Origin of the sequence: Arthrobacter alpinus, assembly GCF_001294625.1 — a bacterium.
GTDB classification, from domain to species: domain Bacteria; phylum Actinomycetota; class Actinomycetes; order Actinomycetales; family Micrococcaceae; genus Specibacter; species Specibacter alpinus_A.
Genome location: NZ_CP012677.1, coordinates 2,723,451 through 2,738,409 on the forward strand (window position 1 = coordinate 2,723,451; position 14,959 = coordinate 2,738,409).

General features: G+C 64.2%; 10 protein-coding genes and 1 riboswitch. All 10 genes read right to left on the reverse strand.

Features of this window, described 5'->3' with window-relative positions; genetic code table 11:
• Positions 1-9 precede the first annotated feature (9 nt).
• The 10 genes from AOC05_RS12285 to gcvP all read right to left on the reverse strand — a co-directional run bounded on the left by AOC05_RS12285 (position 10) and on the right by gcvP (position 14,639).
• On the reverse strand, positions 10-3,042 hold the full coding sequence (locus tag AOC05_RS12285; protein WP_062007464.1) for a DEAD/DEAH box helicase: 3,033 nt from the start codon (positions 3,040-3,042) through the stop codon (positions 10-12).
• 248 nt (positions 3,043-3,290) lie between these two features.
• The gene (locus AOC05_RS12290) at positions 3,291-3,518 is read right to left on the reverse strand and encodes a hypothetical protein (protein ID WP_062007465.1); all 228 of its coding nucleotides are present in this window, start codon (positions 3,516-3,518) and stop codon (positions 3,291-3,293) included.
• 225 nt (positions 3,519-3,743) lie between these two features.
• The gene (locus AOC05_RS12295) at positions 3,744-5,216 is read right to left on the reverse strand and encodes an NAD-dependent epimerase/dehydratase family protein (protein ID WP_062007466.1); all 1,473 of its coding nucleotides are present in this window, start codon (positions 5,214-5,216) and stop codon (positions 3,744-3,746) included.
• 74 nt (positions 5,217-5,290) lie between these two features.
• Positions 5,291-6,061, reverse strand: a complete 771-nt coding sequence (locus AOC05_RS12300) for a methylenetetrahydrofolate reductase (RefSeq protein ID WP_062007467.1) — start codon at positions 6,059-6,061, stop codon at positions 5,291-5,293.
• Between the two features lie 27 nt (positions 6,062-6,088).
• Positions 6,089-7,105 carry a lipoyl synthase gene (gene lipA / locus AOC05_RS12305; RefSeq protein ID WP_062007468.1) on the reverse strand — a complete coding sequence of 339 codons (1,017 nt, stop codon included), beginning with the start codon at positions 7,103-7,105 and terminating at the stop codon, positions 6,089-6,091.
• A 152-nt stretch (positions 7,106-7,257) separates the two neighbouring features.
• Entirely contained in the window at positions 7,258-8,655 is a 1,398-nt protein-coding gene (locus AOC05_RS12310; protein WP_062007469.1) for an L-serine ammonia-lyase, read from the reverse strand.
• A gap of 131 nt (positions 8,656-8,786) precedes the next feature.
• Entirely contained in the window at positions 8,787-10,103 is a 1,317-nt protein-coding gene (glyA, locus tag AOC05_RS12315) for a serine hydroxymethyltransferase (protein WP_062007470.1), read from the reverse strand.
• Positions 10,100-10,483, reverse strand: coding sequence for a glycine cleavage system protein GcvH (gene gcvH, locus AOC05_RS12320; RefSeq protein WP_062007471.1), 384 nt, complete (start codon positions 10,481-10,483; stop codon positions 10,100-10,102). Before gcvH ends, glyA begins: the two co-directional genes overlap by 4 nt.
• 110 nt (positions 10,484-10,593) lie before the next feature.
• The gene (gene gcvT / locus AOC05_RS12325) at positions 10,594-11,727 is read right to left on the reverse strand and encodes a glycine cleavage system aminomethyltransferase GcvT (RefSeq protein ID WP_062007472.1); all 1,134 of its coding nucleotides are present in this window, start codon (positions 11,725-11,727) and stop codon (positions 10,594-10,596) included.
• A gap of 17 nt (positions 11,728-11,744) precedes the next feature.
• Positions 11,745-14,639: an aminomethyl-transferring glycine dehydrogenase gene (gene gcvP, locus AOC05_RS12330; protein ID WP_062007473.1), complete on the reverse strand. Its 2,895-nt coding sequence runs from the start codon at positions 14,637-14,639 to the stop codon at positions 11,745-11,747.
• A 164-nt stretch (positions 14,640-14,803) separates the two neighbouring features.
• Positions 14,804-14,900, reverse strand: a riboswitch (glycine riboswitch).
• Positions 14,901-14,959 lie beyond the last annotated feature (59 nt).

The window sequence follows — 14,959 nt, forward strand, 5'->3', positions numbered from 1 at the left end:
ACGGCCACCTCAGACGTCGAACAAGCCCCTGACGTCGTCGGCGGTGATGGCGGAAGAGAACATGGCGTCGTCGTCCATGACGGAGGTGAACAGTTTCGCCTTCTTTTCCTTCAGCGCCATGACTCTCTCCTCGATCGTGTTCTTCGCGACGAGCCGGGACACCATGACGTTCTTGGTTTGCCCGATCCTGTGGGTGCGGTCCACGGCCTGGTTCTCCGTGGCCGGATTCCACCACGGATCCAGCAGGAAGCAGTAGTCCGCCTCGGTCAGATTCAGGCCGAACCCGCCGGATTTCAGGCTGATCAGGAACACGGGGGCTTTTCCAGACTTGAACTTCTCGATGACTTCTCCGCGCTTGCGAGTCTTGCCGTCCAGGTACGCGTACTCGATCCCGGCCGCGTCCAGCCGCTCCCTTGCCTTGCCCAGGAAGCTCGTGAACTGGCTGAAAATCAGTGCCCGGTGCCCCTCCGCCACCACGTCCTCCAAATGCTCAAACAGGACGTCGAGCTTGCTGGAGGGGGCACTGGCGTACTTCGGATCCACCAGGGAGGCGTCCAGGCTGAGCATCCGCAGCGTGGTCAGGGACTTGAAAATGGCGAAGCGGTTCTTGTCCATGTCACCCAGCAAACCGAGCACCTTCTGGCGTTCGTGCTGCAGGTGCCGCTGGTAGATGGTGCGGTGCCGTGGCGCGAGCTCCAACTCCAGTACCTGCTCCTGTTTCGGCGGCAGCTCCTTGGCCACGGCGTCCTTGGTGCGGCGCATGATCAGCGGACGGATCCGCCGTCGTAATTGTTTGAGCCGCTCCGAGTTCGCCTCCTTCTCCACGGGCTTGCGGTAGTAGTCCCCAAAGTGTGACGGTGACGGGAATAGCCCCGGGGAGGTTATGGCAAACAGCGACCACAGTTCCATCAGGTTGTTCTCCATGGGTGTGCCGGTGATCGCCAGCTTGAACGGCACCGGGAACGCGCGCGCCAATTGGCTGGCCTTGGTCAGGTGGTTCTTCACGAACTGCGCCTCGTCCAGGATCAGCCCGGCCCATTCCTGGCTTGCATAGGCTTCATGGTCTAGCCGGAACAGAGTGTAGGAGGTGACCACGACGTCGGCCCCGTTCACCAATGCGGCTGCGTCACTTCCGCTCTTGCGCAGGGTGTCGGTGACGGCGGTGGTGTTTAGCGTGGGGGCAAAGCGGCGGGCTTCGGCCTCCCAGTTGGACACCACCGAGGTCGGTGCCACCACGAGGAACGGCTTCGTAGTGGTGCCTGGGGCCGCCGACACCTTGGCATGGGTGATCAGGGCCAGGGTCTGCAGGGTCTTGCCCAGCCCCATGTCGTCGGCCAGGACCCCGCCGAGCCCGTTCTTGAACAGGAACGCCAGCCAGTTGAAGCCTTCCTGCTGGTAGGGGCGCAGCGATGCGTGCAGTGTTTCCGGGACCGGGACGGCGGCGACCTCCTGCAACTCCAGGAGGCCGGTGACGGATTTTTCCCACGCGGAGGCCTGCTCGGCCGTCGTCGAGAGTTCCTCAAGTTCCTGCCACAGGCCTGCCTGGTAGCGGCTGATCTTCAATGATTCGTCGGGCTCCTGCAGGCTCCGGGCCTCTTCGATGAGCTTGCGCAGCTGCACAAATTCCGGTTGGTCAAGCGCAAAGTAGTGGCAGTTGGGCAGCATCAGGTGCTCCTCGTCCGTGGCCAGGGCCAGGAACAGCTCACTGAAGGGGATCTGTGCCCCGTCCAAGGTGACCGAGACGCCCAAGTCAAACCAGTCGCCGTCGTTGGTTCCCTTGGTGCTGATGCCGATCTGTGGGGTGCCCTTCAGCTCGGTATAGTCCGGCACCGAGCCGGAAGTGTCAACGCGCAGGTGTTCGACGGCGGCGAGCGCGGGCAGGGCCTCGGTACTGAAACGGGCAGCGGCAACGTCCAACAGGTGCACGTGTTCGTTACTGCCAGGATGCAGGCTGGGAGCATGCGGGAAGGACTCGCCGGTGGCGGCCGGAAAGTCGACGAGCGTCTCCGACACGGTCTTGAGCAGCCGTGTCTCATAGGCGTCGTCGCGGTGTCCGGTCCGGTCGTTAACCATGGGGTACCTGGTGCTGGCCTCGCCGACCGTGTACTCCCAGTGCCAGTGCAGTTCCAGTGCGGGGCCGGTGGCTTTGATGGACTGACTTCCAGCTTTGCGGCGCCGGTCCGGTTTTGTGGCGGGAACAGCAGGTACGTGTACCACTCTCAAAACCAGTTCCGGGTCCTGAATTTCCGGAAGATCGGCCGTGCCACTGCTTGGCCGCAGGTCCATGGTGCGGCGCAGCTTCGGGTAGTAGGCGCCCAGGAACTGCTCCCGTGCGGAAGCTGGAATGTCCACCGGCGTCCGTGCGTTGATCAGCTGTCTGAGCGCATCTCCCATGGCCTCCGTGATGGGTGCAAAGTGGATGTTCTTCTGCGTCAAGGCCGTGTTGTCCTTGCCGCCATCCCACCAGAACAGCCCGTGAACCGGGGCGCCCATGGTACCGATGGCCGCAGGATCCAGCGCCACGTCGTTGGCCAGCGCCCGCGGTACGAGCCGGATCCCGCCGTCGTCCATTGATGCCACCTCGGTGGTGACGCGGGCTTGGTGCTGCCGGTTGACACTCGTGTTCTTTCGGGAGGTCACCAATTCCAAGCCGATGTCACCGGCCTGATCGAGCAGGTTCCACAGCAAAGGAGAATTGAAATCGTCAAGATAGATCCATTTGCCGGTTGCGTAGGCCGTTCGCGTGGCCATGTACAAGGAACGGAAGACCTGCAGCCAATCCATGTGTTCGACGTTGAGACTGGAAAAGTTGTAGGCCCTGGACAGGACGTCCCAGGCGAGATTGCCGACAACCCACTTGCCGGTGTCGCCGCGCATGACCGGGCGCACACCCAGCCGAATACGACGGGGCGCGGTCACTGCGCTGGCGCTCGTGCCGGGCTTGTGCCTTTTTGCATACGGGTCTGCGGGTTCCGCAACCAGCTCGAATTGCAGCGCCATCGGCACCGACACGGCGGCCGTGGCCGGGTCGGGCGCTTGCATCCCCCCCCCCCCCCCCCCCCCCCACCGAGTCGGTACCATCTTGACCGGCGGGCGCAGCATTGCTTCGAGCTGTTTCTCCCACGGTTCCGCCGTGACAGGAACAGGTTTTTGGGTTTTTGGTTTGCCCGTTTTTGCCTTGGCCTGTGCCGAAACAGGAGCATTGACACCGGATTCAACAAGAGGTTGGTAGTGAACACCAGCGCAGCCACGTGCTTGCACTCCCACCCGACAGGGCAACTACATTCACTTTAAATAATAACGGCGCCCTTGGGTTCATCCTCAAAAAAGGCGCTCGTTGTGTAAACTTCGCCTCGACTGCCGGACACCCGACCCTGCAAGTGGAGCTCGCCCTCGTCCCATTTGATGTTGCGGACGTGGCCATTGTCTGCGTAGTCGAGCCCGCGGCGCACCGCCGCCGGGCCGACAAAGTTTTCCAGGGCCACGTATTCCACATAGGGGATAAGGGAAAGATCCATGGAGTTAACAGTAGCTTTTGGCACAGAAAACCTTGACCACAGATTCAGCCTAGACCGCCTGCGTCGCGACGAAAAAACAACACAAGCTTCACCGCGCGGGTGTGTGTTCATGGGCGGCCGCGCCGGGCCAAGGTGGGGCTGATGGAGGCCGTCGTCAATATCAATGAAGTAGGCCGAGCCCGGCCCAGGGGCCCCTCTTTACGCAGTGAAGCCGTGTCCCACACCCTAGATGTTCGCAGCGGGCACGGGAATCACCTGTGCCAGAAAGGGGTTTCCTGCCGCGCGAGCCGCATCACTTAGCTGTGTCTGGCAGTCCCGACACCAGTGCCCGGCCCGCAGCACAAGGTACGGTGTCGCATCGAACTCGTGGCCGGCGAAGCAGCGCCACCGCAGCGGGGTGTAGAGGTTCCCGGGCTGCATGTCTTCAGCCAGGCATTCACCACCGCGGAAGAGGGCCGCCGATCGCGCGTCGGCCAGGCCGATCCTGGCATCCGGCAGCGAGTCGTCGTAGCCGTGGTCCAAGGGTCGTGCGGGTCCGGGCGCCGGGATCGCTTCCTCCCACCCAGGGATGTTCTCCCATTGCTCCCTCGACCCGAAAAATGCCTCGATCCGGGCCTGGTCACCGGATTCGATCCAATGCAGCGGCCCTTCCGGTCTTTGCGCCAACCGCTTCATCATCAGATTTTTGATCACGGAACGTGGGATCAGCCGCCCCAGTCCGATGCGGAGCAACCACGGCGTGGATGCCTTTACCTGGGCCGCATACTGATCCATGCCGTCCTTGCGGAAGTGCAGGTAGCCCTCCAGCACATCGGAATCCAGGTACCACTGGCAGTGGAAGTTCTTCAGGGCGAACCAGCGCCGCTCGGCGAGCTGCATGAGCGTGCCAAGCCCAAGAGTCCCGAAAATGCGGTTCAGGTACTGCACGTACCCGACCCGGCAGTTTTCCCCTCCGCCAATGTTGTAGGCCCGCCGCCAGAAATCGTTAGGGACCGTTTCTTCACAGGCGTTGGCCATCAACCGGCCAGAGTCCCGGGCCGTCACAAACTCGAACAGCGTCGTCACCGGCTGGTGGAACATTATCGGATCCATCAGGCTCAGCAACCGCGGAATACAGATGAAGGTCTGCCGCAGGGACACCCAATGTTCAAGGCCGGATTCCACCACAAGGCACTCGGCCTCGATCTTGCTGACCGCATAGTGGTCACCAACCGCAGGTGTGATCGGGTCACCCACCCTCCCCCAGTGGAGGGGCGGGAGTCGGCTACCCGTCGTCGCCACCGATCCGACCGACACCAGCCGCACCCTGTCCGGGTCTGGCTGCGCCGCAATCGCGCGCAGGATGTTGCGGATCGAACCAACGTTGATCTGCTCGGTCAGCACCGGGTCACGGTCTGCGGCCGGCGAGATGAGCGCCGCCGTATGCAGTACGACGTCGGCACCGCTCACGCACTCGAGAACGCTCGCATAGTCGCGCAGATCGCCCCAGACGATCCGGACCCCTGGCTCGTTCAGGAAAGGGCGCAGTGCTCGTCGGCCGTGCTTGGTGCCGTGGGCAAGCAAAACAATGTCAAAGCGGTCGCGCCGTTGAAGCAGCTCACACAGCGTGGCCGAGCCCATCGATCCGCTGGCGCCGGTGAGGAGCACTGTCCGCTTTGATTTCGCCACCTCAGTGCGACTTGTGGGGTACGGCGACATTGACCCATCCTCCCATAGCAGCTACCTGATCCTGAGACCGATGGCCGGTGAAGGCACCGGGTTTGTGTGTCTGCTCAGGGCCGTGAGTCCACGGCGTCAAGGGCGTTGAAAGTGTAGAGGTGGATGCCGTCCGGAGGTTTTGGCAGGGACGTCAAATCCCTGATCAGAGCCCCCGGCTGGTAGCGGCTGCCGCTCAACAGCTGCCGGCCCAACGCCCCCTTGCCGGTGATGAACCGCAGGGAACTGCCAACGCCGATCTTTGTGGCCAGAAAGACCAGCTTGGTTCGCGGCGCGGACCCGGCCACGCCGGCCCACACCGGAAGCAACACGCCTTCGCTGCGCAACCCCGCTATGTACTCGGCGATCGTGGGCACTGAAAAGCACATCTGTGTCACAACGTGGTCCGCCAGTTCGGCCTTGGCCTGCAAGGATTCCATGAGCTGCAGGCGGCTGATGGACGGGTGGCCTTCCGGGTATCCGGCCACACCGAGTTTTATGGTGCGCCCGCTCAGCTCGACGATCTCGCGCATGAGACTCTCGCTCGACGAATAGGGCCCGGCTGGGACCGCGGTGTCCCCGCCAATGGCAAAGATCTCCGCAATCCCAGCGCCCGCAGCACTGCGAATCAGCCGGGCCAGCTGCTCACGGGAGCCAATGGCCCGGGCGGCAAGGTGCGGGACCACGGTGAAGCCATGCCCGGCCAGTGCCACGGCCGTTTCCATGGTGCGTTCGACGCCGTGGTGAGGCAGGCACGTCACTGTGAGGGTCGTGCTGGTGGGGACCTTCGCAAGCACCGCGGGAATGACACCCTGGGTGGGGATGATTTCCAGTCTGGTGGGGAGCATCGTGGATCCTTGCCGTGTTGGATGGAATTAGTGTGCTGCGATGAGGGAGGCGGCTTCCTGGCGGGTATGGCCGGCGTCCTCGATGCCTTCGGCGATGTGGGCGAGGTGTTCGGGGATGTCGCGGCCTTTTTTGCGCATGGCTGTTGCCCAGAGCCGCCCGGCCCGGTAGGAGGAACGCACCAGCGGCCCGGACATGACCCCCAGAAAACCGATCTCGTCGGCTTCCTGGTTCAGTTCCAAAAATTCCGCAGGCTTGACCCAACGGTCCACGGGCAGGTGCCGTTCGGAGGGGCGCAGGTACTGGGTGATGGTGATCAGGTCCGTGCCGGCGTCGTGCAAATCCTGCAGTGCCTGGCTGATTTCTTCCCGGGTCTCACCCATCCCCAGGATCAGGTTCGACTTGGTCACCATGCCGTGATCGCGGCCCTGGCTGATGACGTCCAGGGAGCGCTCGTAACGGAACGCGGGACGGATGCGCTTGAAAATCCGCGGCACCGTCTCCACATTGTGGGCGAACACCTCCGGGTTGGACTCACAGATCGCGGCAATGTTATCGGGCTTGCCGGAGAAGTCCGGGATCAGCAGCTCGACGCCGGTGTTCGGGTTCAGCTCGTGAATCTTGCGCACCGTCTCGGCATAGAGCCACACACCCTCATCCTCGAGGTCGTCGCGGGCCACACCGGTGACGGTGGCGTAGCGCAAGTTCATCTTCACCACGGAGCGGGCCACCTTGGTGGGCTCAAACCTGTCAATCGGGGACGGCTTACCGGTATCGATCTGGCAGAAATCACAGCGCCGGGTACATTCCGAACCGCCGATCAAGAACGTGGCCTCCCGGTCTTCCCAGCACTCGAAGATGTTCGGGCAGCCCGCCTCCTCACACACGGTATGCAGGCCCTGACCCTTGACCAGGTTCTTCATGGCAATGTACTCCGGGCCCATGGCCACCTTGGCCTTCATCCACTCCGGCTTACGCTCCACCGGAACAGCAGCATTACGCTGCTCAATCCGCAACAACTTACGTCCTTCAGGTGCCAACGTCACAGCTGTACTCCTTCGTTCGGCTCAGCTTTGCTGCCGTGGCCGGGTTACTTTGTGCTCTTATGCGGTGGATTCGGGCTCGGTTATGCGCATGGTCGTTTATGCGCGGGGCCCGGTTCGGGTTGTGCGCATAAGCTCACGCTCCGGGGCCTTTTTTAGCATTCGACGACGTTGACGGCGAGGCCGCCCATGGCCGTTTCCTTGTATTTAGAGGACATGTCGCGGCCGGTCTCGCGCATGGTGATGATGACCTCGTCCAGGGAGACCCGGTGGGTGCCATCGCCCCACAACGCCATTTTCGCGGCGTTGATGGCTTTCGCGGCCGCAATCGCGTTACGTTCAATGCAGGGGATCTGCACGAGCCCGCCGATCGGGTCACACGTGAGGCCCAGGTTGTGTTCCATGGCGATCTCCGCGGCGTTCTCGACCTGTTCCGGGGTCCCGCCCATGACCTCGGCCAGCCCGGCCGCGGCCATCGAGGACGCGGAACCAACCTCGCCCTGACAGCCGACCTCGGCCCCGGAGATCGAAGCCTGCTCCTTGTACAACACCCCCACCGCGGCGGAAGCGAGCAAGAACGTCACCACCACATCATCCACACGCTCCTGCGAGGCGCCGGACATACCCTCGGTGTAGTGGGTGGCGTAGAACATCACGGCCGGGATGATCCCGGCAGCCCCGTTCGTCGGGGCCGTCACGACCCGCCCGCCGGAGGCGTTTTCCTCATTCACGGCCAACGCCACCAGATTCACCCATTCCTGCCAGAACTTCGGATCCCGGTCCGGGTCCTCAGCCAGCAGCCGGGCATGCCAGTCAGGGGCGCGGCGGCGGACCTTCAACCCACCCGGCAGCAGCCCGGCGCGTTCCAAGGAGGCGTTCTTACATTCCTCCATGACGTCACGGATATGCAACAGCCCGGCCCGGATCTCCTCCTCGGAACGGGTCACGAGCTCATTGGCAAGCATCACGTCACTGAAGTTCCCGCCCACATTGGCACAGTGTTCCAACAAGGTCTCAGCAGTCCGGAACGGGTATGGCAAAAGTTCCTTGGAGTGTTCCAGCTCCGCCACCGCAGCCTCCACTTCCCCCTCACGGATGATGAAGCCACCACCGACGGAGAAGTACGTGGCCTCGTGCACCAGCACCCCGGCACTATCACTGACAGCCAGCTTCATACCGTTGGTGTGGCGGGGCAGGATCGTCAACGGGTGCAAAATAATATCTTCGGCACCGTACTCAAGAGCCACACTGCCCCCGAGCAGCAAGGGCGCACCGGCAGCAAACGCCGCCAGACGGGACTGGACCTCGGCCGGCAGAATCAACTCCGGCTCCCGGCCCTCCAAACCCAGCAACACCGCCGTCATGGTCCCATGCCCGCGCCCGGTCGCCGCCAGGGAACCATACAAATCCACCCGCACCGAGCCGACCCTACCCAGCAACCCGCCCCCCACCAACTCCGCAGCAAACGCCGCAGCAGCCCGCATCGGCCCCACAGTATGCGAACTCGACGGACCAATCCCCACCGAAAACAAATCAAAAACACCAACAGACATGGCAGTACCTCACTAAAAACTAAGTTCCTCCCGCCAGTGAAACCTGGCGGAGGGCCGGGCCCCTTGCGGGTGCCAGGCCGGTCCCCTGCGGCAGCCGTCAAAGCAGCCACCGCAGGGAGCAACAGTACCGTCTAGGACAAGTCTGCCACTGACGGGTAGAGCGGGTGGGCTGTTGCGAGAGCTGCAACCCGGGTGCGCAACCCGGACAGGTCCGCGTCAGCGTCGGCCAAAAGGGCCTCGGCGATGATATCCGCCACTTCGGCAAAGGCTGCCTCGCCGAAACCGCGCGTGGCCAATGCCGGGGTGCCGATGCGCAGGCCCGAGGTGACCATGGGCGGGCGCGGGTCAAACGGCACGGCGTTGCGGTTGACGGTGATGTCAATGGCGGCGAGCCGATCCTCCGCCTCCTGGCCGTTGAGCTCACAGTTGCGCAAGTCCACCAGCACCAGGTGCACGTCGGTGCCCCCGGAGATCACGGAGATGCCGCGTGCTGCCACATCGGGCTTGATGAGCCGGTCGGCAAGGAGGCGGGCACCGAGTAGCACCCGTTCCTGACGTTCGGCAAATTCCGGCGACGCCGCAATCTTGAACGCCACGGCCTTGCCGGCAATGACGTGCTCCAGCGGTCCGCCCTGCTGGCCCGGGAACACGGCCGAGTTGATCTTCTTGGCGATGTCGGCGTCGTTACTCAAGATGATGCCACCGCGCGGGCCGGCCAGGGTCTTGTGCGTGGTGGACGTGGTGACATGGGCGTGCGGCACCGGTGAGGGATGCAAACCAGCGGCCACCAGACCAGCGAAGTGGGCCATGTCCACCATCAAGTAAGCACCCACGAGGTCCGCGATGCGCCGGAATTCGGCGAAGTCCAGCTGGCGGGCGTAAGCCGACCAGCCGGCAACGATGAGGGCCGGCTTGTGTTCGAGCGCCAGACGCTCCACCTCAGCCATGTCCACCTGGTGCGTGTCCTCCCGGACCTGGTACGGAACCACGTTGTACAGGCGGCCGGAGAAATTGATCTTCATGCCGTGTGTCAGGTGCCCGCCGTGGGCCAGGTTCAGCCCCATGATGGTGTCGCCGGGCTTGATCAGCGCGTGCATCACGGAGGCGTTGGCCTGGGCGCCAGAGTGCGGCTGGACGTTGGCGAACCCGGCACCAAAAAGGGCCGTGACCCGGTCGATTGCCAGCTGCTCGACAACGTCCACGTATTCGCAGCCGCCGTAGTAGCGTCGGCCCGGGTAGCCTTCGGCGTACTTGTTGGTCAGCACCGATCCCTGCGCCGCCATCACCGCGGCGGCCGTGTGGTTCTCCGAGGCGATCATTTCCAGACCAGTGCGCTGGCGGGACAGCTCGGCGTCGATCGCCACGGCAATTTCCGGGTCCAGCTCGGCCAGGGTCGCGTCAAGGCTCTGCGCAACCACCTGCTGGTAGCTCACGTCAGCGCGGTTCACAGCTCTCCCCCGTTGGCTGCAGCGTACTCTGCCGCGGTCAGCAGCGGGCCCTCGGATTCCACGGCCACCTTAAACAGCCAGCCGGCACCATAGGGGTCCGAGTTGATCAGCGCCGGGTCGTCGACGGCGGCGGTGTTCACTTCGGTAACCTCGCCGGTGACCGGGGAGTAAAGATCGGAGACGGACTTGGTCGACTCGATCTCACCACAAGTTTCGCCGGCGGTGACGGTACTTCCGACATCGGGCAGGTCTACGTAGACGATGTCGCCGAGGGCGTCGGCCGCAACTGCGGAGACGCCGATGGTGGAGGGGCCAGCGCCATCGGCGGCGATCCACTCATGTTCGACGGAGTACTTAAGTTCGGCAGCTACTTTGCTCATGATGTAAGCCTTTCAAGGGAAGTGAACACTAAGGGGGCGTGAGTCCGTCACGTAGCGATGGTGGGGGCTGGTGGCGCCCACCACGCGAAAGCGACGGACTCGGTGTGGGACTACTTTTGGCGCTTGTAGAACGGCAGGGCGACGACCTCGAACGGTTCGGCCTTGCCACGGAGGTCAACGTCCAGGAGTGTACCGGGGGTGGCATGTTCCACGTTGACGTACGCCAGGGCAACCGGGTAGCCGAGGGTGGGGCTGGGTTGGCCGGAGGTTACCTCACCAATCACGGCGCCAGCCAACAGGACCGGGTAGTGTCCGCGGGCGGAACGCCGGCCCAGGCCCTTGAGCCCGACCAGTTTGCGGCCAGTGGTGGAGCCTTCGCCGGATTCCTTGATGGCGGCCAGTGCAGCCTTGCCGATGAAGTCACTTTCCTTGGCTAGCGACACCACCGGTCCCAGTCCGGCGGAGTAGGCGTGGCCCGAAACGGAAAGCTCGTTGCCGTACAAGGGCATGCCGGCTTCCAGACGGAGGGAGTCGCGGGCGGCCAAGCCGGCCGGGATCAGGCCCTTCGCCCCACCGTTTTCCAGCAGCGCCTGCCACAGCGCCGCGGCGTCGGCGTTGGGCAGGTAGATCTCAAAGCCGTCCTCGCCGGTGTAGCCGGTGCGGGCCAACAGCAGGTCCTGGACGGCGCCATTGACGGTGATGCCCACCTCGACGGCGGCGTAGTACTTCAGCTCGGTGACGCGGGCATGCTGGTCCTCGGGTACCAGTGTCAGCAGGATGGTTTCGGCGTTGGGTCCCTGGACCGCGATGAGCGACGTGGCACTGGAGGCATCCTCCACCACCACGTCGAAGCCGGCGGCACGTTCGGCCAGCAGTGCGGCCACGGTGGCTGCGTTGCCGGCGTTGGGGACCACCAAGAACTTCTCCTCACCCAAACGGTAGGAGATCAGGTCGTCGATGATGCCGCCGTCGGCGTTGCAGATCAGCGAGTACTTGGCCCTGCCAAGGCCCACGGCGGAGAGCTTGCCGGCCAGGGCGTAGTCCAGGAATGCGGCGGCACCGGGTCCGTTCACCCAGACCTCGCCCATATGGGAGAGGTCAAAGAGGCCGGCCGCGTTGCGGACCGCGTGGTGCTCGGCCAGCTCGGAGGAGTACTTCAGCGGCATCTGCCAGCCACCGAAGTCGGTGAAGGAGGCCCCGGCTTTTTCGTGTTCGCCGTAAAGGGCTGTGTGATTTTGCGTCATGGAAATTCCTTTGCGGGTTAGTTTGAGAAGTCGTCGGCGAAATCTTCGATGGGCGGGCAGGAGCAGACCAGATTCCGGTCCCCCGCAGCCCCGTCGATGCGGCCCACGGGCGGGAAGTACTTGTCCTGGCGCAGGGCGGCAACCGGAAAGGCCGCCTGTTCGCGGGTGTAGCCGCGCTCCCAGGCGGAATTCACGACGGCGGCAGCCGTGTGGGGTGCATTGCGCAGCGGGCTGTCCTCCAGGGTGAAGACTCCCTCAGCGACCTGGTCGATTTCGGCCCGGATGGAGACCATGGCGGTGATGAAGCGGTTGATCTCGGTGAGGTCTTCGGATTCGGTGGGCTCCACCATGAGCGTGCCCGACACGGGGAAGGAGAGGGTGGGTGCGTGGAAGCCGTAGTCGATGAGGCGCTTGGCCACATCTTCGGCAGTCACCCCGGTCTTGGCGGTCAACTCACGCAGGTCCAGGATGCACTCGTGGGCCACCAAGTCACCAGCCCCCGTGTACAAGACAGGGAAGTGCTCGTTGAGCCGGGCGGCGATGTAGTTCGCTGCCAGCAACGCGGACTTGGTGGCCTCGGTCAGCCCGTTCCCGCCCATCAGTTTCACATAGGCCCAGGAGATCGGCAGGACCCCTGCGGAGCCAAAGCGGGAACCGGAGATCGGTACCCCGGACGACGGCGTTCCCTGGCTTGCATCGTTGGCTGCCGCGTTGGCGTCGCCGGGCATGAAGGGTGCCAGGTGCGCCTTGGCTGCGACAGGTCCCACGCCGGGGCCGCCACCGCCGTGCGGGATGCAGAAGGTCTTGTGCAGGTTCAGGTGGGAGACGTCGCCGCCGAACTTGCCGGGCTGGGCCAGTCCCACCAGGGCGTTGAGGTTGGCCCCGTCAACGTACACCTGGCCGCCAGCGGCATGGACAGCGTCGCACACCTCACGCACATCGGCGTCGTACACGCCATGGGTGGAGGGGTAGGTGATCATGATGGCCGAGAGCTGGTCTTTGTGCGTGTCGATCTTGGTCAGCAGGTCGGCGTGGTCGATGGAACCGTCGGTGGCGGTGGCAACCACCACCACCTTCATGCCCGCCAGGACGGCTGAGGCGGCGTTGGTGCCGTGGGCGGAGCCCGGGATCAGGCAGACGGTGCGCTGCGCGTCGCCACGGGAGATGTGGTAGCCGCGGATGGCCAGCAGGCCGGCCAGTTCGCCCTGGGATCCGGCGTTGGGCTGGATGGAGACCTGGTCGTAGCCGGTGATCTCGCACAGGTCCGCCTCCAGGCCTTCGATCAGTTCGCGCCACCCAATGGTCTGGGAATCGGGGGCGAAGGGGTGGATGGAGGCGAACTCCGGCCAGGAGATGGCTTCCATCTCCGCGGTGGCGTTGAGCTTCATGGTGCACGAGCCCAGCGGGATCATGGTGCGGTCCAGGGCCAAGTCGCGGTCACTGAGGCGGCGGATGTAGCGCAGGAGCTGGGTTTCGGAGCGGTGGGTGTTGAAGACGGGGTGGGTCAGGAAGTCCGAGGTGCGCTCCGTGTCCGCGGCCAAGGCAAAGGCGGCCCCGGCCTGGTCGGCGCCATCTCCTGCCGGTGCGGCACCAAACACGGCGGCTACGCGGGCCACGATGTCCGCCGTCGTGGTTTCGTCAATGGATATTCCCACCGTGTTGGCGTCGATGGGGCGCAGGTTGATGCCGGCCCGCTCGGCCGCGGCCACCAGGGTGCCGGCCCGTCCCGGGACGTGCACCGTAAGCGTGTCGAAGAAGGAGGTGTGCAGGAGTTCGACGCCGGATGCGGCAAGGGCTGCGGCGAGGGTGCGGGCGTGGCCGTGGACGGTCTCGGCGATCGCCTTCAAACCCTCGGGGCCGTGGTAGACGGCGTACATGGAGGCGACGATGGCCAGCAGCGCCTGGGCGGTGCAGATGTTGGAGGTGGCCTTCTCGCGGCGGATGTGCTGCTCGCGGGTCTGCAGGGCCAGGCGGTAGGCGGGCAGTCCGGTGTCGTCTTTGGAGACGCCCACGATCCTGCCCGGCAGCGAGCGTTCCATCCCGTTGCGGACGGCCATGTAAGCGGCGTGCGGGCCGCCGAAGAACAGCGGCACACCGAAGCGCTGTGCGGTTCCGACGGCGATGTCGGCGTCTTGTTCCCCGGGAGGGGTGATCAGGGTCAGGGCCAGCAGGTCAGCGGCCACCGTGACGAGCGCGCCGCGTTCCTTGGCTGCGGTGATAACCGGTGCGTGGTTGAAGACGCGCCCAGACACGCCAGGCTGCTGGAGGACGACGCCGTTGATGTCGCCGTCGGGCAGGCCCAGGGAAAGATCAGCTACCTCAACCTCGAAGCCCAGGGCCTCGGCACGGCCCTTGACCAAGGCGATGGTCTGCGGCAGGAGATCCGCGTCCAGAACCGTCTTGCCGTTGGCAGCGGTCTTGGACTTGTTGGCTCGGCGCATGAGCAGCACGGCCTCGGCCACGGCGGTGGCTTCATCGAGCAGGGAGGCGTTAGCCACCGGCAGTGCGGTCAGGTCGCTGACCATGGTCTGGAAGTTCAGCAGCGCCTCAAGGCGGCCCTGGGAGATCTCGGGCTGGTACGGGGTGTAGGCGGTGTACCAGGCCGGGCCCTCGAGGATGTTGCGGCGGATGACCGCGGGGGTGACGGTGTCATAGTAGCCCTGGCCGATCATCTGGATGGCGCGCTTGTTCTTTGCGGCCAGTGCGCGGAGCTCGGCCAGGACCTCAACTTCGCTTAGTGCGCCTTGAAGTTTCAGTGGGGTGCCCTGGCGGATGGAGTCCGGAACCGCTGTGTCCACCAACGAGTCAACACTGTCGTAGCCGATTGCCTTGAGCATGTGCGCGATGTCCAACTGGCGGCGGGCGCCGATATGCCGGTCGGCAAAGACAGTCGGAATGGATTGAATCGTCATGAGGAACTCCAAGGTACGGCCGCCCCTTGAGGGGTGTGGCATGGGTGGGGTTCCTCCCCGCTCTGTCTTGGACCTGAGAGATTCCGCGTTTCCCTCATTTCACAAGGGTGGCGCTTGCACCGTCGGTGAGTGCGGCTTTTGGGCCCACTACTTTCCAGAGTTGCCTCGCCGTGGCGGTACATGGGCCTGAGAGATTCCTGGGGAGGATTTGCTCCTACGGCGCCGCCAAAATTGCTGGGAGGACTCTCCCGCCACGGTTCGAAAGGCGTGTTAAATTGTGGGTGACTCGGCTCACAGAATACACGAGGAAGCCGTCTCGG

What these genes read in the sequence shown, in the direction of transcription:
- AOC05_RS12285 (WP_062007464.1), bottom strand. Translation starts at nt 3,042, where the DNA reads ATGCAAGCGCCCGACCCGGCCACGGCCGCCGTGTCGGTGCCGATGGCG.
- AOC05_RS12290 (WP_062007465.1), bottom strand. Translation starts at nt 3,518, where the DNA reads ATGGATCTTTCCCTTATCCCCTATGTGGAATACGTGGCCCTGGAAAAC.
- AOC05_RS12295 (WP_062007466.1), bottom strand. Translation starts at nt 5,216, where the DNA reads ATGTCGCCGTACCCCACAAGTCGCACTGAGGTGGCGAAATCAAAGCGG.
- AOC05_RS12300 (WP_062007467.1), bottom strand. Translation starts at nt 6,061, where the DNA reads ATGCTCCCCACCAGACTGGAAATCATCCCCACCCAGGGTGTCATTCCC.
- AOC05_RS12310 (WP_062007469.1), bottom strand. Translation starts at nt 8,655, where the DNA reads ATGTCTGTTGGTGTTTTTGATTTGTTTTCGGTGGGGATTGGTCCGTCG.
- gcvH (WP_062007471.1), bottom strand. Translation starts at nt 10,483, where the DNA reads ATGAGCAAAGTAGCTGCCGAACTTAAGTACTCCGTCGAACATGAGTGG.
- gcvT (WP_062007472.1), bottom strand. Translation starts at nt 11,727, where the DNA reads ATGACGCAAAATCACACAGCCCTTTACGGCGAACACGAAAAAGCCGGG.
- gcvP (WP_062007473.1), bottom strand. Translation starts at nt 14,639, where the DNA reads ATGACGATTCAATCCATTCCGACTGTCTTTGCCGACCGGCATATCGGC.